We start from the raw sequence: 19,389 nt of genomic DNA on the forward strand, positions 1-19,389 counted from the left end.
ACCAGATAAAGAGTGCTTGTATGGCGTCCACCAGCCTGATCCAACCCGAACGCGGCCTGTTTTCCTATCCTCCTTATTGGGCGGAATGTTACGGCATCGCGCCGTTTTTGCCGATGTCGCGCGCCGAAATGGATCAATTGGGGTGGGACAGCTGCGATGTGGTGATAATCAGCGGCGACGCCTATGTCGATCATCCCAGCTTCGGCATGGCGATTATCGGCCGCATGCTGGAATCCCAGGGGTTTCGCGTCGGCATCATTGCCCAGCCGGACTGGACCAGCAAGGACGACTTTATGCGCCTGGGGCGGCCGAACCTGTTTTTTGGCGTCACCGCCGGCAATATGGATTCGATGATCAACCGCTATACCGCCGACCGCAAGCTGCGCCATGACGACGCCTACACCCCCGGCAACGTCGGCGGCAAGCGTCCGGACCGCGCCACCATGGCCTATAGCCAGCGCTGCAAGGAAGCTTACAAAGAGGTGCCGGTGATCCTCGGCGGCATTGAGGCCAGCCTGCGGCGCATCGCCCATTACGATTATTGGTCCGATACCGTGCGCCGCTCGGTGCTGGTGGATTCGAAAGCCGATATGCTGATCTACGGCAACGGCGAGCGGCCGCTGGTGGAGCTGGCCCATCGGCTGGCGGCGGGGGAGGCGATCGGCGCCATCAACGATGTGCGCAATACCGCCATTATGCGCCGGGAGCCGCTGCCCGGCTGGAGCGGGGTGGATTCCACCCGCCTGGACCAGCCTGGGCGCATCGAACCGATCCTTAATCCCTATGGCGACGACCTGCCCTGTGCCGACGGCGCGGCGCCGGCTCCGCAGGCCGGATCGGTAACGGTGCGCGCCGCCAAACCCAAGCCGTGGGAAAAAACCTACGTGCTGCTGCCTTCGTTCGAAAAAGTCAAAGGCGATAAGGTGATGTATGCCCATGCCTCGCGCATCCTGCATCACGAAACCAACCCCGGCTGCGCGCGGGCGCTGATGCAAAAACACGGCGATCGTTATGTCTGGATCAATCCGCCGGCCATTCCCCTGACCACCCCGGAGATGGACCAGGTTTTCGCCCTGCCGTTCCAGCGCGTGCCGCATCCGTCCTACGGCAAGGCGGCCATCCCGGCGTATGAGATGATTCACTCGTCCATCAATATCATGCGCGGCTGCTTCGGCGGCTGCTCGTTTTGTTCGATTACCGAACATGAAGGCCGTATTATCCAAAGCCGCTCGCAAGCGTCCATCGTGCGCGAGATCGAGGCCATCCGCGATACGGTGCCGGCGTTTACCGGCGTGATTTCCGATCTGGGCGGGCCGACCGCCAATATGTATATGCTGCGCTGTAAATCGCCCCGGGCGGAACAGACCTGCCGCCGCGCCTCCTGCGTCTATCCGGAAATCTGCCCGCATATGGATACCGATCATGAGCCGACCATCTCGCTCTACCGGCGGGCGCGGGCGGTCAAAGGCATCAAAAAGGTGCTGATTGCCTCCGGCGTGCGTTACGACCTGGCGGTGGAGGATCCGCGCTATATCAAGGAACTGGCGCTGCACCATGTGGGCGGCTACCTGAAGATTGCGCCCGAGCATACCGAGGCCGGGCCCTTAGCGAAGATGATGAAGCCGGGCATGGGCAGCTACCACCGCTTTAAGGCATTGTTCGATCGCTACTCCGCCGAGGCGGGGAAAAAACAGTACCTTATTCCCTATTTTATCTCGGCGCATCCGGGCACGCGCGATGTGGATATGGTCAACCTGGCGTTATGGCTGAAGAAAAACCGTTTTCGGCTCGACCAGGTGCAGAATTTTTATCCGTCGCCGCTGGCCAGCGCCACCACCATGTATTACACCGGCAAGAATCCGCTGGCCAAGGTGGACTATAAGAGCGAAGAGGTGGTGGTGCCGCGCGGCGATCGCCAGCGCCGCTTGCATAAAGCGCTGCTGCGTTACCACGATCCGGCCAATGCCGCGCTGATCCGCGCCGCGCTGGAAGAGATGGGACTAAAGCACCTGATCGGCGGCGGGGGCGAATGCCTGGTGCCTTCCCCGGCGGCGGGCGGCGGGGAACCGCGCGCCGCGCGCGGCAACGCGCGTCCCGCCCTGACCCGGCATACCGATATGGCGCGCCAGCGCGCGCCGGCGGCGTCCGGCCGGGCTACTTCAGCCAGCCGTTCTGATGGGCGGCGTCAAGATGGCGTTTCAGATGTTCCCAAAGGGCAGGGTAAACGTCGCCGATAAAGGCGTTGCGCGTCAGCACCTGCTCAAGCCGGATGCCGTTTTCCACCCAGCTTTGGCCGCGGTTATGCAGGTTCATCAGCACCGGCATCAGCCGGTCCAGCATCAGGGCAAACTGCGCGTTGGGCGTTTCGCCCGCCTCGTACTCCAGCCATAGCTGATGGAAATGCCCGCGCTGCGGCGCCGGCAGCAGGCCGAACAGCCGTTCGGCGGCCGCTTCTTCCTGGGCATGCACCGCCGCCCGCCCGACCAAATCGTAAACCAGTACGTCGCCGGCGTCGATTTCCACGATATCGTGCACCAGCGCCATCTGGATCACCCGGTTGATATCGACGTCATCGTCCGCATAGGGCGCGAGCGCCATCGCCGCGACGGCAAAATGCCAGCTGTGCTCGGCGGTATTTTCCTGACGCTGGGTGCCAAGGACCTTGGTGCGGCGCTGAATGCTTTTAAGCTTGTCGATTTCCATTAAAAAAGCGATCACTTCGGTCAGTTCGCCGAAGGCGAGTTCAGGCGTTAGTTCAGACATATCAATTTTTAACCACGCTAGCGTAAAGCGCCACATTGTAGGCCAAACCGGCGGCAATTTCGAACGCTCTCTGCACGCCGTTTCCCATCGCCGCCGGGACGATACGGTGCGAAGCGCGCCGCCGCCGCCGTCAGGGCGCGTTAACATTTTTTCAGCTTACGCGTGTACACTGGAATGGTTCTCAGCTAAGCTTGGTGCGGTTGGCGAAAATGATAATGAGTTAAGATTGAGGATGTATTACGTATGGCTAATAAGCTATTAGCTCAGGGATATTCACTGGCGGAAGAGATCGCCAACAGCATCAGTCACGGCATCGGCCTGATCTTCGGTATCGTCGGCCTGGTGCTATTGCTGGTGCAGGCCGGTCATGTCGGCGCCGACGTGACGGCCATCACCAGCTACAGTTTGTACGGCGGCAGCATGATTCTGCTGTTCCTGGCCTCTACGCTCTACCACGCCATTCCCCATCCGCCGGCCAAGCGCTGGCTGAAAAAGATGGACCACTGCGCCATCTACCTGCTGATCGCGGGTACCTACACTCCGTTCCTGCTGGTGGGCCTGGCGTCGCCGCTGGCCAAGGGCCTGATGGTGGTGATCTGGAGCATGGCGCTGCTGGGCGTCGTGTTCAAACTGGCGTTTGCCCATCGTTTTGAGGTGATATCGCTTATCACCTACCTGACCATGGGCTGGCTATCGCTGGTGGTGATTTATCAGCTGGCGCAGCGCCTGCCGGTGGGCGGCCTGACGCTGCTGGCGGTGGGCGGTCTGGTCTACACTGTGGGGGTCATTTTTTACGCCTGCAACCGTATTCCGTTCAATCACGCCATCTGGCATGGGTTTGTGCTGGGCGGCAGCGTATGCCATTTCCTGGCGATTTATTTGTATATTTAATGCCGCCCGGCGGCCGCGGATAACAGGGATAACGCCGTCAAAGTCACACGACACCCGGCGCCATGCCTATGCCGCCGGGCGCGTCAGTCACTCCCCGCTTAAAGGCGCCGGTTTGCTTTACTCGATTTCATAAGGGAGGGGCTGGATCGCCAGCGCGCCGGCGGCGTCGTCCTTGACCCGCAGCCGGCTATCCGCCGCCAGATCGTTATTCAGCACCGCCTGTACCCAGACGCTGCCGTCCTCCAGTTGCAGGGCGGCCAGTACCGTGCCGGTGCGGCGCCAGTTATCGCCCATTTGCAGCTCAAGGTCTTCTCCCGCCGCCGGCACGCGGCCGGCTTTACCGGCCAGCCAGTACAGCGCCCGTTTATTGGCGCCCCGGTATTTGGCGCGCGCCACCATCTCCTGCCCGGCATAGCAGCCCTTGGTAAAGCTGATGCCGCCGAGCGACTGCAGGTTGACCGCCTGGGGAATAAACTGCGCGCTGTTGACGCTGTCGATGACCGGCAACCCGGCTTCGATATTCAACGCCAGCCACTGACGGCTGTCGGTCAACTGTGCCTGGCCCTCAAGCTTGTGCAGCAGCTGCTCCAGGACGCCGGGGGTGGTGACCAGTAAAAAACGCTCCGCGGGCAGGCTGAAATGCAGGATCGACGTTTCACCGTCCTCCACCACCTGATGTTCGGCGTCGGGCAGGGCGGCAAACAGGCCGGCCAGGGCCGCGCGCGCCTGAAACCCGGCGACGCCCAGCAGCAGCGCGTCGTCGTCCGCCGTCATGGCGACCTTGGAAAATACCGCGTATTTTTTCAGTTCCGCAAGCTGGGCGTCGCGCACGCTGCGCCGCTCGATATAGGCCATGCCCGCGCCGCGATGGAATATACGCATATTGCTGTACATTTTACCTTTTGCATCGCAATGCGCGCCCAGGATATGCCGATCGCGCGCCATAGCCTCCACATCGGTGGTGACCTGGCCCTGCAGGTACTTAAGGGTATCCGGCCCGGTCAGCCCGACCAGCGCCCATTCCTCAAGCGACATCAGCGTCAGGGGCAAATGGCTGGAGGGAGAAGGTAAACGCGGCGGAAAAGGAACTTTAGGTGTCATGCAACACTCCTATCCTGTAAGACAAAACAATAGCCTAATGGTAAAAGAGTCAAGAGGCTTTGCAAGTGGTTATTTCATCGGCGCTGTGCCGAAATGTGCGATGCGTGCCGGTAAAAAATTGCCGGAACATGTCGAAATGTGTCGTTTTATGTAATGCCGACCCGCGAAACGGGTTAAACTATGCCCTGGCCGGATGGAAATGAGGTAAAAGATACAAATGGATATCGTCAATAAAGCGCGCATCCACTGGGCCTGCCGCCGCGGCATGCGCGAGCTGGATATCTCCATAATGCCGTTTTTTGAATACGACTATGACACCCTTAGCGACGATGACAAAGCCTTGTTCGTCCGCCTGCTGGAATGCGACGATCCCGATCTTTTCAATTGGCTGATGAATCATGGCGAACCCCAGGACAGCGGATTAAAAAAAATGATAACCATGATACAACAGCGAAATAAAGCCCGTGGCCCTCTGGCGATGTGACATACGGGTCTCCTGGCGCACGCAGATTTTTTCGCTGGCGGTTCATGGGATCCTGACCCTAGTGATCCTGCTGTCGCCGTGGCCGGAAAATTACGGCCTGGTCTGGGTTACGCTGATAACGCTTGTGGTGTTTGAATGCATCCGCAGCCAGAGGAATATCATGGCCTGCCGGGGAGAGCTGGTGCTGCAAAGCGACCGGCATATCCGCTGGCATCAGCAGGAATGGTCGGTTGTGGGCAAACCCTGGCTGCTTAAAGGCGGGGTGTTGCTGCGCCTGCGCCAGGTGGGGGGCAAAAAAAAGCGCCGCCTGTGGCTGGCCGCGGACTGCATGGGCCAGCGCGAGTGGCGCAGCCTGCGCCAGGCGCTGCTGCACCATGGCTCACAGGAAACGCTGGATTAACGCCGGACCGGCCTTGGCGCAATGCTGAAGGCTAAAGCAGCGCCGCCATTTCGTTCAGGATCTGCTCGCACCACAGCTGCAGGCGTTCCTCGCTTAAATCGTACTGATTCACCTCATCCAGCGCCAGGCCGACAAAATGCTCGCCGTCGGCGGCCAATGCCTTTGGACTGGTGAATTCATAACCGGCGGTGGGCCAGAAACCGATAAAGGTGGCGCCCCGCGGCGCCAGCACATCATGCAGATAACCCAGCGCGTCCAGGAACCACTCGCCGTAGCCGAGCTGATCGCCCATGCCGTACAGGGCGATAATCTTGCCCGACAGGTCCAGATCGGACAGCTGCGACCAGGCGGCGTCCCAGTCTTCCTGGATTTCGCCGAAATCCCAGGTGGGGATGCCGAGGATCAGCACGTTATACTCTGCCATGCGGCTTGGCGGCACATCCTTGATATTATGCAGGTCGACCAGATCCGGACCCAGGATATCGCGGATTTTCTCCGCCGCCATTTCGGTATAGCAGGTACTGGAGCCATAAAATAAACCGACTTTCATCTTTACTCATACTCTTGACCTTCAATCTATGTCATCAAGTGTACCAGATTCACCGCGTAATCAGGCATAATGCAGGCATGAAAAACACCGGGGGCCCAGATGCAGCAGCAGAATAACCCAGGATCGAACAACCCCTGGATCGAGCAGTTTCTCGATGCCCTGTGGCTGGAGCGCAACCTGGCCGAAAACACCCTGTCGGCCTACCGTCTCGATTTGCAGGCCCTGGCCGATTGGCTGGCCGCCCGCCAGACGGACCTGCAAACCGCCGGCGCGGCGGATTTGCAAGCGTTCCTGGCCGACCGCCTGGAGCACGGCTATAAGGCCACCAGCTCCGCCCGCCTGCTTAGCGCCATGCGGCGCTTTTTCCAGTACCTGTACCGTGAAAAAGCGCGCGACGACGACCCCAGCGCCGCGCTGGCGGCGCCGAAGCTGCCGCAGCGCCTGCCCAAGGGGCTCAGCGAGGACCAGGTCGGCGCGCTGCTCAACGCGCCGGTGCTGGACCAGCCCATCGAAGTGCGCGACAAGGCGATGCTGGAGGTGCTTTACGCCACCGGCCTGCGCGTTTCAGAGCTGGTGGGCCTGACCATGAGCGATGTCAGCCTGCGCCAGGGCGTGGTGCGGGTTACCGGCAAAGGGGACAAGGAGCGGCTGGTGCCCCTGGGCGAGGAGGCGGTATACTGGGTGGAATATTACCTGGAGCACGGCCGTCCCTGGCTGATGAACGGCCAGAGCGCCGACGTCTTGTTCCCCAGCAACCGCAGCCGGCAAATGACCCGGCAGACCTTCTGGCATCGCATCAAGCATTATGCGATCCTGGCGGGTATCGACAGCGAGCGGCTCTCCCCCCATGTTTTGCGCCATGCGTTCGCTACGCATCTGCTTAACCACGGCGCGGACCTGCGCGTGGTGCAACTGCTGCTGGGCCACAGCGACCTGTCTACCACCCAGATTTACACGCATGTCGCAACCGAACGTCTTAAACTGATTCATCAGCAGCATCATCCCCGGGCCTGACGGGGATTAACGTATTGATCACCACCTGCGTGGCATAAACCAACAAGACCCATTTAGGATCAAGAGATAAGGACTGACAATGAAACCGAGCCTGGTATTGCTTTCTTTTGCGGCGCTGTCGCTTTCCCGCCTGGCCTGCGCCGATGACGCCGCCATTACGCACTCCCTGGCGCGCCTGGGGGTGCATCAAGCGGAAATCCAGCCCGCGCCGGTGGCGGGGCTGAAAACCGTGCTGACCGAAAGCGGCGTGCTGTATGTCTCCGACGACGGCAAACACGTCATCCAGGGTCCGATGTACGACGTCGGCGGCAGCCAGCCGGTCAATGTGACCAACCAGCTGCTGGGCAAACGGCTGGACGCGCTGCAAAACCAGATGATCGTCTATAAAGCGCCGCAGCAAAAACATGTCATTACCGTCTTTACCGATATCACCTGCGGCTATTGCCACAAGATGCACGAGCAGATGAAAGACTACAACGGGCTGGGCATTACCGTGCGCTACCTGGCGTTCCCGCGCCAGGGGCTCAATTCCCAGGCGGAAAAAGACATGGTCTCGGTGTGGTGCAGCGCCAACCCCAATGCCGCCTTTGATAAAGCCATGAACGGCGACCCGGTGCCCGCCGCCGCCTGCAATACCGATATCAGCAAACATTACCAGCTGGGCGTGCAATACGGCATCCAGGGCACGCCGGCGGTGCTGCTGGACAACGGCGCCATGGTGCCGGGCTATCAAAGCCCGAAGGAAATGGCGGCGATGCTCGATCAGCAGCAGGCGGGCGGCTGACGGCGGTGAAAATCAAAACCGAACTGCGCCGCCGCCCGCAGGCAAGCGCCGAAGGACTGCGTGCACTGGATATCCATCCTTTGCTGCGCCGTCTTTATGCGCAGCGCGGCGTCAAAGGCGCCGGCGAGCTGGAGCGCGGCGTCAAGGGGCTGCTGGCATATGGGCAACTGGACGGTATCGAAAGCGCGGTGGATCTGCTGGTACGCGCCCTGGCTGACGAACGCCGCCTGATGGTGGTGGGCGATTTTGACGCCGACGGCGCCACCAGCACCGCGCTGATGGTGATGGCGCTGCGGCAGATGGGCGCCGGCCATGTGGATTTCCTGGTGCCGAACCGGTTCGAGGACGGCTACGGCCTCAGCCCCGAGGTGGTGGTGCAGGCGCTGGCGCGCCGCGCCGAGGTTATCATTACGGTGGATAACGGCATCTCGTCGCATGCGGGGGTCGATCTGGCCCATCAACACGGCATCCCGGTGCTGGTGACCGACCACCACCTGCCCGGGGACACCCTGCCGGACGCCGACGCCATCGTTAATCCCAACCTGGCCGGCTGCGCTTTCCCCTCTAAATCCCTGGCCGGGGTCGGCGTGGCGTTTTACCTGATGCTGGCGCTGCGCGCCCTGCTCAACGACAGCGGCTGGTTTGCGCAAAAAAATATCCCGGTGCCCAAGCTTGCCGAACTGCTGGATCTGGTGGCGCTGGGCACCGTTGCCGACGTGGTGCCGCTGGACGCCAATAATCGCATTCTCGTGCACCAGGGCATCAGCCGCATCCGCGCCGGCCGCTGCCGTCCCGGTATCCGGGCGCTGGCGGAGGTCGCCAACCGCGATACCGCCAGGCTCAGCGCCGGCGATCTGGGTTTTGCCCTCGGGCCGCGGCTCAACGCCGCCGGCCGGCTGGACGATATGTCGGTGGGCGTGGCGCTGCTGCTGACCGACGACCTGGCGCAGGCGCGCGGGCTTGCCGGGGAACTGGACGCCCTTAACCAGACCCGGCGCGAAATCGAGCAGGGCATGGAAGTGGAGGCGCTGGCGCTGTGCGGCCAGATGGAACTGAACCAAAACGAAATGCCCTATGGCCTGGCTATCTATCACGCCGAATGGCACCAGGGCGTGGTGGGCATCCTGGCCTCGCGCATCAAGGAGCGTTTCCACCGCCCGGTCATCGCCTTCGCCCCGGCGGGCGACGGCATCCTGAAAGGCTCGGGCCGCTCGGTGGCGGGCCTGCATATGCGCGACCTGCTCGAAAGACTCGATACGCTGCATCCCGGCATGATCATGAAATTCGGCGGCCATGCCATGGCGGCCGGCCTGTCCCTGGACGCCTCGCAGTTTGAGCCTTTTCGCCTGCGTTTTGCCGAACTGGTCAACGAATGGCTGGATCCGGCGCTGCTTGACGGCATTATCTGGTCCGACGGCGAACTGGGCGGCGGCGAACTGTCCCTGGCCACCGCCGAAATCCTGCGCGACGGCGGCCCCTGGGGCCAGGCTTTTCCGGAACCGCTGTTCGACGGCAAATTCCGCGTGCTGCAACAAAAGCTGGTGGGAGACAAGCACCTGAAGCTGATGGTCGAGCCGGTGGCCGGCGGCCCGCTGCTGGACGGCATTGCCTTTAATGTCGATAACACCCTCTGGCCCGACAACAGCGTGCGTCTGGTGGAACTCGCCTACAAGCTGGACGTGAACGAATATCGCGGCAACCGCACGGTGCAATTATTAATCCAGCATCTCTGGCCGCTGTAAGCGCAATATGCTACACACCGGGGTGCGGATCCGTTAGAATACCGGGCTTATATGCCTATCTTTTCTTTACGAGCTAACTGAACTCATGTTTGAAATTAATCCGGTAAAAAACCGCATCCAGGACCTGTCTGAACGGACGGAAGTTCTCAGGGGGTATCTTTGACTACGATCTCAAGCGCGAACGCCTGGAAGAAGTCAACGCCGACCTGGAACAGCCCGATGTCTGGAACGACCCCGAGCGCGCCCAGGCCTTAGGCAAGGAACGCGCCTCCCTTGAAGCCATCGTCGACACCATCGATCAGATGACCCGCGGACTGGACGACGTGTCCGGCCTGCTGGAACTGGCGGTGGAGGAAGACGACGAGGAAACCCTTAACGACACTATCGCCGAGCTCGATCAGCTGGAGGCCAAACTGGCCCAGCTGGAGTTCCGCCGCATGTTCTCGGGCGAATACGACAGCGCCAACTGCTACCTGGATATCCAGGCCGGATCCGGCGGCACCGAAGCCCAGGACTGGGCCAGCATGCTGCTGCGCATGTACCTGCGCTGGGCCGAGGCCCGCGGCTTTAAAACCGAAATTATCGAACAATCCGATGGCGAAGTGGCCGGCATTAAATCGGTCACCATCAAGGTCATCGGCGAATACGCCTTCGGCTGGCTGCGCACTGAAACCGGCGTGCACCGCCTGGTGCGCAAAAGCCCGTTCGACTCCGGCGGCCGCCGCCATACCTCGTTCAGCTCCGCCTTTGCCTACCCGGAAGTGGATGACGATATCGATATCGAAATCAATCCGGCGGACCTGCGCATCGACGTCTACCGCGCCTCCGGCGCCGGCGGCCAGCATGTAAACCGCACCGAGTCCGCGGTGCGTATTACCCATTTGCCGACCAATATCGTCACCCAGTGCCAGAACGACCGCTCGCAGCATAAAAATAAAGAACAGGCGATGAAGCAGTTAAAGGCCAAGCTGTACGAGTTTGAACTGCAGAAGAAAAATGCCGAAAAGCAGGCGCTGGAAGACACCAAGTCCGATATCGGCTGGGGTAGCCAGATCCGCTCTTACGTCCTGGACGATTCCCGTATCAAGGATTTGCGCACCGGCGTGGAAACACGCAATACGCAGGCGGTACTGGATGGCGATCTGGATAAATTTATCGAAGCAAGCCTTAAAGCCGGGCTATGAGGAACCAAGATGTCTGAATCACAATCACAGGGCGGTGCCCCGCAGGCGACGGATGTCAATAACGAACTCGCGGCGCGCCGTGAAAAACTGGCGCTGCTGCGGGCGCAGGGCAATGCTTTTCCCAACGATTTTCGCCGCGACGCCACGTCCGATACGCTGCATGCCGCCTATGACGAACACAGCAACGAACAACTACAGGAACTGGGGCTCGAGGTCAGCATCGCCGGGCGCATGATGACCCGCCGTATCATGGGCAAGGCGTCTTTTGTGACCCTGCAGGACGTCGGCGGCACCATCCAGCTGTACGTCGCCCGCGACGAACTCCCCGAAGGCCTGTATAACGACCAGTTCAAAAAATGGGACCTGGGCGATATTCTCGGCGCGCGCGGCAAAGTCTTCAAGACCAAGACCGGCGAACTGTCGATCCACTGCACAGAACTGCGCCTGCTGACCAAGGCCCTGCGCCCGCTGCCGGATAAATTCCACGGCCTGGTGGATCAGGAAAGCCGCTATCGCCAGCGCTACCTGGACCTGATCGCCAACGACGACTCCCGCCACACCTTTAAAGTGCGCTCGCAGATCATGGCGGAAATCCGCCGCTTTATGGTGGATAAAGGCTTTATGGAAGTGGAAACGCCGATGATGCAAAGCATTCCCGGCGGCGCCGCCGCCCGGCCGTTTATTACCCACCATAATGCGCTGGATATCGATATGTTCCTGCGCATCGCGCCTGAACTGTACCTCAAGCGCCTGGTGGTCGGCGGGTTTGAACGGGTGTTCGAGATCAACCGCAACTTCCGCAACGAAGGCATCTCGCCGCGCCATAATCCCGAGTTCACCATGATGGAACTCTATATGGCCTATGCGGATTACCGCGATCTCATCGTGCTGGTGGAAGAACTGTTCCGCACCCTGACCGAGCGGGTATTGGGCACAAGCGTAATACAGTACGGCGACCAGACCTTTGATTTCGGCAAACCCTTTACCCAGATGACCATGCGCGAAGCCATCTGCCATTACCGCCCGGAAACCGTTGCCGCCCATCTGGACGATTTGGAGCAGGCCAGCGCCATCGCCGCGTCGCTCGGCATCAAGATCGAAAAAAGCTGGGGCCTGGGCCGTATCCAGACCGAGATTTTTGAAGAAACCGCCGAAAGCCACCTGATCCAGCCGACCTTTATCACCGAATACCCGGCCGAGGTCTCGCCGCTGGCGCGCCGTAACGATGAAAACCCGTTCTTCACCGACCGGTTTGAGTTCTTTATCGGCGGCCGCGAAATCGGCAACGGCTTCTCGGAGCTGAACGACGCCGAAGACCAGGCGGCGCGTTTTGCCGAACAGGCCAGCGCCAAGGATGCCGGCGACGACGAAGCCATGTTCTACGACGAGGACTACGTTATCGCCCTCGAACACGGCATGCCGCCGACGGCGGGACTGGGCGTGGGTATCGACCGTATGATGATGCTGTTTACCAACAGCCACACCATCCGCGACGTGATCCTGTTCCCGGCGCTGCGCCCGCAGAAATAACGGGCCGGTACCCCAGCCGGTCAATGACCTGGGCCGGCGGGCTTAACGCCCCGCAGGCAGCAGCTAAACGGCGCCTTGAATGTTGGTTGCGCGCCAACATCCCGGGGCGCCGTTTTTTATTAAGGGATAACCGCTTAAAACTCACGCAGTTAATCGCCGCACCGCTTGCCAGGCACCGGCATAAGGTTATAATGCCTCTCGCGCTTTCCCCGAGCGCGGCCGTGCGGGTGTAGTTCAATGGTAGAACGGCAGCTTCCCAAGCTGCATACGAGGGTTCGATTCCCTTCACCCGCTCCAAAACTTCCTTAACGTATTAATTCGTCTTGCTTTTTCAATCATACGTGATGAGACTCGTGATCCTCCTACAACGGAGTGATACAGCCAATGGCTCAGCGTGATAATCTCTATCGACGTTCCAGCGGGATCTACGTTCTAAGAATAACCGTTCCTGCTCGTTACCGTGCCCTGATAGGGCAGCGCGAAATTCATGCGTCTACCCGCACAACCCGCCTTGCAAATGCCAGAACGATCGCCACGCGTTTGCTGGAGAAGTGGTATGCGTCTCTGGAAGAGTTCAGCGTTCATATTTTGAAAGCACTACATGTAACGTTTGAGGTCGCTATGCATTGTTAAGGGCAACAGAACCTGATAGCTCTCCCTCGATTTCCCATCTGGTTGAATTTTCAGTCCAAATCAACTCGATAAAGTTTTCATCCAGCGATGTAATTGTTATGTGTGCTTTTACTGGTTCCGGTTGCGGGCTGGTTTGATAATAGTAACACTTTGAATTAGTTGGGTTCGAAAGATCACAATAAAGATCATGTTTTCCAAATGGTTGAGCATTGGCAGAGATGATGAGAACTTTGCCAGCAAGCCTCCCTGTTCCTTGATAACACGCTTTTGTGTCAATTCCGTTAACGTAGAATATTCCAGCCATAAAGCATCTCGTTGGTGAGTTGATATGCTGAGAATAATCAATCTAATGCCAACAAACCACCGTTTTCCGGCACCCCCCTTCTGGCAGGGTAGTTGACACCCCATACTGAAAATCCCAAGGGGGGCAACGGAGCCTGATATGAAACGCTATTCACCGGAACGTAAAGCCGCAGTTTTGGCCAAGTTACTTCCTCCTTACAACATGACCGTCACCGCACTTGCACAATAGGAATGGATATCGGAAGTTATCCTTTATAATTGGCGAAACCAAGCCAGAATAGAGGGAAGACCGGAGCCGGAGGCAATAAAAACACCGACCAATGATCGATAGCGATGCTGAATCCGGATAAGCCAGAAACCGGGCTGAAAACTGCGGCATAAAAACGAATAAGGGTGTCGACTTCGTTGACAGCTACCGGGGGCGTTGCAGGCGGTGCATGCGGCGACGCACCCGGCGGAGCAGGCGAACGGCGATCCGCCTGAGGCTGATGAAGACACCGGGCTGCTGGTCGACTTGCTTGATGATGATGCGGGCGGAAAGTAAGAAAATGACACCGAAAGGGGTCGTGTACACAATGACAACACAAATGACACCATAGATGACGCCATGCGAGGGGGTCACAATGAGCACAATCCACTTCCGGATAGATGACGATACCAAGCGTCTGGCGACGCAGGCGGCGGAAAGACATAAAGTGAGTCTGACGGAGCTGATGCGTCAACGCGCGGAAGAACTGGCGGAGGAAGAGCGTGAGTATCAGAGCCATGAACATGAATACTGCCATGAGAAGCTAATAGAAGAGGCGTTCGACAGTTATGAAGCCGGTCAAGTCGAGTTCATCAGTAATGAAGAAATGCATGCTCGAATGGACAAACTCAAACAACTAGCCATGCAGGGAAAGCTGTGACATCAGTGGCGCAATAGGGAAAACAAGCACAGGCAGATCGGGAATCTATCTATGCCTACCTCTACCGGGAAGCCGGAATGGACGTTGCCACCATAGTAGATGAAAGGTTCACTGCCATGGCAACGTTGTTGGAAGAAACGCCACTGGCAGGGGTGCTGGCGGGAAAAAAAGACAATCAGCGCAAACTTATCATGCCAAGGCTACCGTTTATTATGGTGTATGCCGTCGAAATCAAAATCGTGCTTATCTTGCGTGTTCTGCATATGTCACCAAAGATAACGAGTCGATACCAACAACATTAGTCCGCTCTCTGCAGTCCGGCGCACTCCGGTGAAGGACAAGAGGCGCGCCGGCTTAAGTGCACTATGCGGGGCCGGCGGCAGATTATGGCGTTCCGAAGTCAACAATAACGCCCGTATAAGAACTGATTTGCCGTCGCCGACGTTTTTAAACGCTATGGCTGAGAGGGACGCTGCCAAACCTGGGACTGTTGCTTTTTCGCAGTCAATTTTTCCGCCAGCTTCCCTCACAGCTTAAGGTTATTTTCCTTTGCCCATTTTCTTAACCTGCCGCAGGCGTTGGCGTAGGGTGAAGACGTATTGAGAGAAATCATTCTTCCCATTGTCCATTTGCCATACCACGCTTTTCCATACAGATCATCGTCAGATCGCTTATTGATAGATTCAACGATTTCGTTTTTAGCTTCCTGCAGTTGGTTTTTTAGCGAGTCTAAATCCACATCGCCATAGTCGTGATAAAACTTTTGGGCGAGAAGACCAAGCTGGTTCCACTGGTAACCTTTTTCCGGGAAATCGACGGGCTGTCCTGCTTCGTCACGCGTTATCCATTTGATAACTAATCTATTCCAGCCAACTAGGTAGGCGACAAGATTGCAAACACTCATAACAGAGCCTTTTGCATGCCCTTCCATGGATGCCTCCGAGGCTAATTCTGGCGGAATGGATGCGAGGTAACCTGATAATTTATTGTAGTTTTTGTCGATGGCTAACAGAAGTTCCGATTTAGTTTGCGGCACACCCATCAGAATTCCCTCTCCAGTTGTTGGGGTATCAAGGTAGTTTGGCAAAGGCGGGGGTACTTATGCGAACACTTTCGAGGAAAGTGTGAGTAAATCTTATTGTTAAGCTGATCAATTCTTATTTTGCAGTGTCGGTCGCTGGCCACACGCTTACGTTATGTGCGGGCGCAGCGATATATCAAAGGTACCGCGAACGCATAAATGATAATGACTGAAATCCAGATGGCGCCGGGCCACCATGTCCGGACCAGAAAGTATAAGGTCGAGAAAATCAGCGGAGCCACAATAGACGCCAGGCTGACAGCCGAGGCCAATATGCCCTGAAGCTGTCCTTGTTGGTCAGCGTTAACCTGATGGGTAGCCAATGCCTGGAGGGCTGGCGTGCCGATGCCGCCAAGAGCCACAAGCGGCATAATCGCGAACACCATCCAACTCTGGTTGCTTATGGACAGGATAATCAATGCCAGGCATGAGCAGGCTATGCCGGCAAGGATAGTGCCGCGTTCACCAAGCAGCCGGCTGGCAGGGCCGGGCAAAAATGCTTGCGCCAGTGTCTGGCATACTCCGAACGTGCCCAGGGACAGGCCAATCCACAACCCATTCCAGTGAAACATATCCTGCCCCCACAGCGCCCAACAGGTTCCATAAACCTCGCCGGTGGCGCTTAAGAAAAAGAAAACCAGCGTGACAATCAAAAGCCCTTTAGAGGCGGATAACCAGCGCAACGGCTTGAGCGGGTTAAATTCAGACAAATTCATTTTCCGGTTTGCCGGGGTGCGGGACTCTTTCAGGACAGTTAACGCCAGCAGAAAGTTACCGGTGTTCAGTCCGGCGGCAACGAGGAAGGGGAGCCGTAATCCGTAGTCGCCGAGCCACCCGCCTAGAATCGGCCCGATGATGAAGCCAGCGCCAAACATGGCATTAAATAACCCAAAACGCCGGGCGCGTTTGTGTTGCGGGGTTATATCAGTCAGCCAGGCCATAGCGACCGCTATATTCGCGCTAGTGAGGCCGGCTATCGCCCGCCCGGCCAGCAGCATCCAAAGCTGGGTGGAGAAAGCCATTATCAAGTAGTTGATCACCGCGCCGGAAAGAGAAATCAGCAATATTCGGCGCCTGCCGAAATTATCGCTTAATGCGCCGAGAAAGGGGGCGAAAATAAACTGCATAAGCGCATAAAGCGCCGCCATAATACCGATGTAAGGCGAGATGTCCGCCGTATGCATGACATCTTCGAGAAGGCGCGGAAGAATAGGAAATATGATGCCGATGCCAATAGCGTCAAGCCAAATGGTAATAAAAATAACGCTCAGCGTTTGCTTCACCATGGCGGCAACATCAGGCTGGCAAGCGCCGTTCCCCACGGTTTACACATAGGGGGTTCCCTGTGCAGCCGCTTCGGCGGCATGAAAGCCGCGCTCAAGGAGACCAAGGAATACCTGCCGCCTATCTTTGATTGATAACGTTGTTTGGTGGCTCAGCGCTTCCTGGAATGCGATACGCCAGGTATTCAGCACGATGACGGCGATAAGGCTGGCCGCGGGATCATTATTTTGCGCGTTGATGCGCGAGGACAGGATATTGCTCAGCGTCAGTACCAGTATTTCAAACTGCTCAAGCGCATAAACGCGCAGTGATGGGCTTTCCGCGACCACCCTCCAAAAGTCGGCAACACCCTTATCCATCCTGACTAACGGATGTTCCTGTTCGACCAGTTCAGCGGCCAGGGTTCGTAATGCCGCCACCGGCGAAAGCGCGTGATGGCGGTCGATAGCGCTTTGTAATAATTGATGGATCTCGTCAATGCGATCGAAATAAAGCGCCTCCTTGCGCGGGAAGTAGTTAAATACCGTCATCTTAGAAACGTTTGCAGCGATGGCAATATCCGTAACAGTGACATTATCAAATCCATGTTTAATAAAGAGTTCCGTCGCGGTGTTTGATAGCTGCTGGCGCGTGATGCGTTTTTTTTGCTCACGCAACCCTTCCGCTTTACCGTTGATGTTCACTTGTCCGCTCCCGGGTGGTCGTGTCTCTATTATTATGGCATATTTTTATGTCTGGTAAAATTTTATGATCATCATAAAATTAAGTCCAGTAAAATTTTTAATCACGTCCATTTTTGGCGGCCGACAGCGCGGAGGGGCGATTGGGGCGGCGGCCCCCGCAGCCGGCGGACCGACGGGAGGTTATTATATGATGGGCCACCGGTGAATGTAGCGGGCAGGGAGCAGCCGTTCGCTCAGGCGTAAGGCGTGCCCGCCATGGCGGCGTTCAGGCCGAGGGTTCCCCGATCGATAAGAGCGAGAAAGGCGGCCTGCGCTTCCTCTGCGTCCCGATGGTGGCGAAAGACCCGGTGAGCCTGGATGAAGGCCACGGTCCAGGTGGCCAGGAGCAGGCCGGCCGCCAGATGAGCGGCGGGATCGGCGGGGTCCCGCCCCACGCATGCGCATAGCGCTTGCGTCACCACCTGCGCTATCTCGTCGCGTATTCCGCGCGCCCGGGCCTTAAGGGTTTCGCTGCCCTCGATGGTCGCCATGAAGCGTTCGCTCCCGGCGGAAAATTCGACATAGGGGCTTTGTTCCGCCACCAGCCGGTGCGCGAGCAGGCGCAGCGCCTCGATGGGAGAGACTTGGGGATCGCGGCGCCGCAAAGCGTCGCGCAAGAGTTCACGGCCCTCCTCGTCGCGATCGAAGAACATGTCCTCCTTGCGGGGAAAGTGATTGAACACGGTCATCCTCCCGACGTCGGCGGCCGAGGCGATCTCATCCACCGTCACCCGATCGAAGCCCCGTTCCATGAAGAGGCGCGTGGCGGCATTGGAGATGGCTTGCCGCATGGCAAGGCGCTTACGGGAACGACGGTCGGATGGCATTGGCGAATGGACCTTATCAGCGTATGTATATGTACTGAGTATACCTCGAGCCGCGGCAGAGAGGGACAACGCCTTGAGATCCGGGCGCCGGAGAGACCATAACGGCAGGCTATTTTCAGCCTGCTCAGGCACCGGTTACCGCTTCATAAAGCACCTGCAGGCGCAGGCGCAGGAACAGCACCGCCTGGTGTTTGCGCGACAGCAGGGTTTCGACGGCGATCCCGGTCTCATCGGCCAGCTGCTTAAAGGAGTAGCCCTGAAGTTCGGTCTTTTCAAACGCCTCGCGCTGCTGGGGCGGCATATCCGCCAGCGCCAGTTCCAACTCCTGCCATACCAGCTCGCGCAGATAGGTGTCCTCGGCGCCGCTTTGCGCATTAAACAGCAGTTCGCCCAGTTCCTCGCCGGCGGGCCATTCCTGGTCCATATCGTCGGATAGCAATAATTCGCGCTTTTTACGCGACCGGTCGATAAGCTCATTGCGCGCGGCGCGATACAGCCAGGCGGCGACCTGCTCGATGGGATGAAGATAGCTATCGGCCTTGATCAGCTGATAGCTTATCTCCTGGAACACATCTTCCGCATCGGCGACGTTACCGGTGCGCCCGGCAATAAACGCCCGCAGCCGCTGCTGGCAGCCGCGCAGCGCGGCCAGCAGATCGTGGCGCCGGTCCGCGGCGTTAGTCATTATGCCTGGCCGTTATCGTCGGCGCGCGGTTCATTGCCCCGATCCCTAGGATGGCAGTGGCCATGCCAGGGACCCTGCCGGTGGCCCATGCCGCGCTGTTTAATAAACGCCTCGCGTTCCTCGGGGCTCATCGCCATCCAGCGCGCACGCATTTCCTGGCCCCGGCGGCCGAACATGCCCCGGCCGCCAAAACCGCCAAACAGGATTTTGCAGAGGATAAGCAGCCCCAGCGCCTGGAAAAAGCCAATGCTCTTTACGCCGAATATTACCGGCAGCAGCGCGTTCCACAGCAGCATGACCAGCGTGGTAACCGCGAGGATAGCCACAACGGCCATAACCAATATCTTTAACTTACGATCTCTCATGTTGTCTACTCCACATTGTTCAGATACAGAGGTAGACGAATCAGCGGCGAAAATATTTGCCGTGCGCGACCCATGTACGGAACAACACTACCTTCCGTATTGTCTGTAGTGTAAGTATTTTGATAAAACAGCATTTAC

22 protein-coding genes, 1 tRNA gene and 2 pseudogenes are annotated in these 19,389 nt (G+C 58.2%); 14 read left to right on the plus strand and 11 right to left on the minus strand.

Annotated features, from left to right (window positions below; genetic code table 11):
* Positions 1 to 20 precede the first annotated feature (20 nt).
* Positions 21 to 2,237, plus strand: coding sequence for a YgiQ family radical SAM protein (locus ABUK12_RS20875; RefSeq protein ID WP_410013606.1), 2,217 nt, complete (start codon positions 21 to 23; stop codon positions 2,235 to 2,237).
* Here ABUK12_RS20875 and ABUK12_RS20880 read toward each other — a convergent pair.
* Entirely contained in the window at positions 2,155 to 2,763 is a 609-nt protein-coding gene (locus ABUK12_RS20880) for an HD domain-containing protein (protein ID WP_410013607.1), read from the minus strand. The two genes, ABUK12_RS20875 and ABUK12_RS20880, sit on opposite strands and share 83 nt — an antisense overlap.
* A gap of 243 nt (positions 2,764 to 3,006) precedes the next feature.
* Here ABUK12_RS20880 and trhA point away from each other — a divergent pair, with 243 nt between their 5' ends.
* Positions 3,007 to 3,654 carry a PAQR family membrane homeostasis protein TrhA gene (gene trhA, locus ABUK12_RS20885; RefSeq protein WP_410013608.1) on the plus strand — a complete coding sequence of 216 codons (648 nt, stop codon included), beginning with the start codon at positions 3,007 to 3,009 and terminating at the stop codon, positions 3,652 to 3,654.
* 117 nt (positions 3,655 to 3,771) lie between these two features.
* Here trhA and ygfZ read toward each other — a convergent pair whose 3' ends face one another.
* Complete coding sequence (gene ygfZ, locus ABUK12_RS20890) at positions 3,772 to 4,755, minus strand: tRNA-modifying protein YgfZ (RefSeq protein WP_410013609.1); 984 nt, start codon at positions 4,753 to 4,755, stop codon at positions 3,772 to 3,774.
* Between ygfZ and ABUK12_RS20895 the strand changes: the two genes are divergently transcribed.
* From ABUK12_RS20895 to ABUK12_RS20905, 3 genes are all read left to right on the plus strand, one after another.
* Entirely contained in the window at positions 4,754 to 4,909 is a 156-nt protein-coding gene (locus tag ABUK12_RS20895) for a hypothetical protein (RefSeq protein ID WP_410013610.1), read from the plus strand. The genes ygfZ and ABUK12_RS20895 overlap by 2 nt on opposite strands.
* A 63-nt stretch (positions 4,910 to 4,972) precedes the next feature.
* A complete protein-coding gene (sdhE, locus tag ABUK12_RS20900; RefSeq protein WP_410013611.1) occupies positions 4,973 to 5,239 on the plus strand; it encodes an FAD assembly factor SdhE in 267 nt (88 codons plus the stop codon).
* On the plus strand, positions 5,220 to 5,639 hold the full coding sequence (locus ABUK12_RS20905; protein ID WP_410013612.1) for a protein YgfX: 420 nt from the start codon (positions 5,220 to 5,222) through the stop codon (positions 5,637 to 5,639). Before sdhE ends, ABUK12_RS20905 begins: the two co-directional genes overlap by 20 nt.
* Before the next feature lie 31 nt (positions 5,640 to 5,670).
* Here ABUK12_RS20905 and fldB read toward each other — a convergent pair whose 3' ends face one another.
* Entirely contained in the window at positions 5,671 to 6,189 is a 519-nt protein-coding gene (gene fldB, locus ABUK12_RS20910) for a flavodoxin FldB (protein WP_410013613.1), read from the minus strand.
* A gap of 99 nt (positions 6,190 to 6,288) precedes the next feature.
* Here fldB and xerD point away from each other — a divergent pair, with 99 nt between their 5' ends.
* The 7 genes and pseudogenes from xerD to ABUK12_RS20945 all read left to right on the plus strand — a co-directional run.
* Positions 6,289 to 7,203: a site-specific tyrosine recombinase XerD gene (xerD, locus tag ABUK12_RS20915; RefSeq protein ID WP_410013614.1), complete on the plus strand. Its 915-nt coding sequence runs from the start codon at positions 6,289 to 6,291 to the stop codon at positions 7,201 to 7,203.
* A gap of 79 nt (positions 7,204 to 7,282) precedes the next feature.
* A complete protein-coding gene (gene dsbC / locus ABUK12_RS20920) occupies positions 7,283 to 7,987 on the plus strand; it encodes a bifunctional protein-disulfide isomerase/oxidoreductase DsbC (RefSeq protein ID WP_410013615.1) in 705 nt (234 codons plus the stop codon).
* Positions 7,988 to 7,992: 5 nt separating this feature from the next.
* Complete coding sequence (gene recJ / locus ABUK12_RS20925) at positions 7,993 to 9,729, plus strand: single-stranded-DNA-specific exonuclease RecJ (RefSeq protein ID WP_410013616.1); 1,737 nt, start codon at positions 7,993 to 7,995, stop codon at positions 9,727 to 9,729.
* A gap of 85 nt (positions 9,730 to 9,814) precedes the next feature.
* Positions 9,815 to 10,913 (plus strand): peptide chain release factor 2 gene (prfB, locus tag ABUK12_RS20930; RefSeq protein ID WP_410013617.1). Its coding sequence is split into 2 segments (ribosomal slippage): positions 9,815 to 9,889 and positions 9,891 to 10,913, totalling 1,098 coding nucleotides; the frame shifts between segments, so codons are not numbered across the junction.
* A 9-nt stretch (positions 10,914 to 10,922) separates the two neighbouring features.
* Positions 10,923 to 12,443 carry a lysine--tRNA ligase gene (gene lysS, locus ABUK12_RS20935; protein ID WP_410013618.1) on the plus strand — a complete coding sequence of 507 codons (1,521 nt, stop codon included), beginning with the start codon at positions 10,923 to 10,925 and terminating at the stop codon, positions 12,441 to 12,443.
* 223 nt (positions 12,444 to 12,666) lie between these two features.
* Positions 12,667 to 12,740 (plus strand) — tRNA-Gly (locus ABUK12_RS20940).
* An 87-nt stretch (positions 12,741 to 12,827) separates the two neighbouring features.
* Positions 12,828 to 13,019 (plus strand): annotated as a pseudogene (locus tag ABUK12_RS20945) (DUF6538 domain-containing protein); the annotation flags it as partial.
* Positions 13,020 to 13,062: 43 nt separating this feature from the next.
* On the opposite strand, the gene ABUK12_RS20950 reads toward ABUK12_RS20945, so the two are convergent.
* Positions 13,063 to 13,380: a hypothetical protein gene (locus ABUK12_RS20950; RefSeq protein WP_410013619.1), complete on the minus strand. Its 318-nt coding sequence runs from the start codon at positions 13,378 to 13,380 to the stop codon at positions 13,063 to 13,065.
* Between the two features lie 411 nt (positions 13,381 to 13,791).
* Positions 13,792 to 14,010 (minus strand): hypothetical protein, encoded by a 219-nt coding sequence (locus tag ABUK12_RS20955; protein ID WP_410013620.1) that lies wholly within the window; start codon positions 14,008 to 14,010, stop codon positions 13,792 to 13,794.
* Between ABUK12_RS20955 and ABUK12_RS20960 the strand changes: the two genes are divergently transcribed.
* Together ABUK12_RS20960 and ABUK12_RS20965 are read left to right on the plus strand one after the other, a co-directional pair.
* On the plus strand, positions 14,003 to 14,287 hold the full coding sequence (locus tag ABUK12_RS20960) for a damage-inducible protein J (protein ID WP_410013621.1): 285 nt from the start codon (positions 14,003 to 14,005) through the stop codon (positions 14,285 to 14,287). The genes ABUK12_RS20955 and ABUK12_RS20960 overlap by 8 nt on opposite strands.
* Positions 14,288 to 14,319: 32 nt before the next feature.
* Positions 14,320 to 14,589 (plus strand): annotated as a pseudogene (locus ABUK12_RS20965) (type II toxin-antitoxin system RelE/ParE family toxin); the annotation flags it as partial.
* Positions 14,590 to 14,813: 224 nt separating this feature from the next.
* On the opposite strand, the gene ABUK12_RS20970 reads toward ABUK12_RS20965, so the two are convergent.
* The 6 genes from ABUK12_RS20970 to ABUK12_RS20995 form a co-directional block, all read right to left on the minus strand.
* Positions 14,814 to 15,329 carry a ClbS/DfsB family four-helix bundle protein gene (locus ABUK12_RS20970; RefSeq protein WP_410013622.1) on the minus strand — a complete coding sequence of 172 codons (516 nt, stop codon included), beginning with the start codon at positions 15,327 to 15,329 and terminating at the stop codon, positions 14,814 to 14,816.
* Between the two features lie 152 nt (positions 15,330 to 15,481).
* On the minus strand, positions 15,482 to 16,654 hold the full coding sequence (locus ABUK12_RS20975) for a TCR/Tet family MFS transporter (RefSeq protein ID WP_410013623.1): 1,173 nt from the start codon (positions 16,652 to 16,654) through the stop codon (positions 15,482 to 15,484).
* A gap of 39 nt (positions 16,655 to 16,693) precedes the next feature.
* On the minus strand, positions 16,694 to 17,335 hold the full coding sequence (locus tag ABUK12_RS20980) for a TetR/AcrR family transcriptional regulator (RefSeq protein WP_410013624.1): 642 nt from the start codon (positions 17,333 to 17,335) through the stop codon (positions 16,694 to 16,696).
* Positions 17,336 to 17,568: 233 nt separating this feature from the next.
* Positions 17,569 to 18,201, minus strand: a complete 633-nt coding sequence (locus ABUK12_RS20985; RefSeq protein ID WP_410013625.1) for a TetR/AcrR family transcriptional regulator — start codon at positions 18,199 to 18,201, stop codon at positions 17,569 to 17,571.
* 124 nt (positions 18,202 to 18,325) lie between these two features.
* Positions 18,326 to 18,886, minus strand: coding sequence for an RNA polymerase sigma factor (locus ABUK12_RS20990; protein ID WP_410013626.1), 561 nt, complete (start codon positions 18,884 to 18,886; stop codon positions 18,326 to 18,328).
* Entirely contained in the window at positions 18,886 to 19,251 is a 366-nt protein-coding gene (locus ABUK12_RS20995; RefSeq protein WP_410013627.1) for a hypothetical protein, read from the minus strand. Before ABUK12_RS20995 ends, ABUK12_RS20990 begins: the two co-directional genes overlap by 1 nt.
* Between the last annotated feature and the right edge of the window lie 138 nt (positions 19,252 to 19,389).

It is taken from the genome of Sodalis sp. C49, assembly GCF_046352915.1.
Lineage (GTDB): Bacteria > Pseudomonadota > Gammaproteobacteria > Enterobacterales > Enterobacteriaceae > Acerihabitans.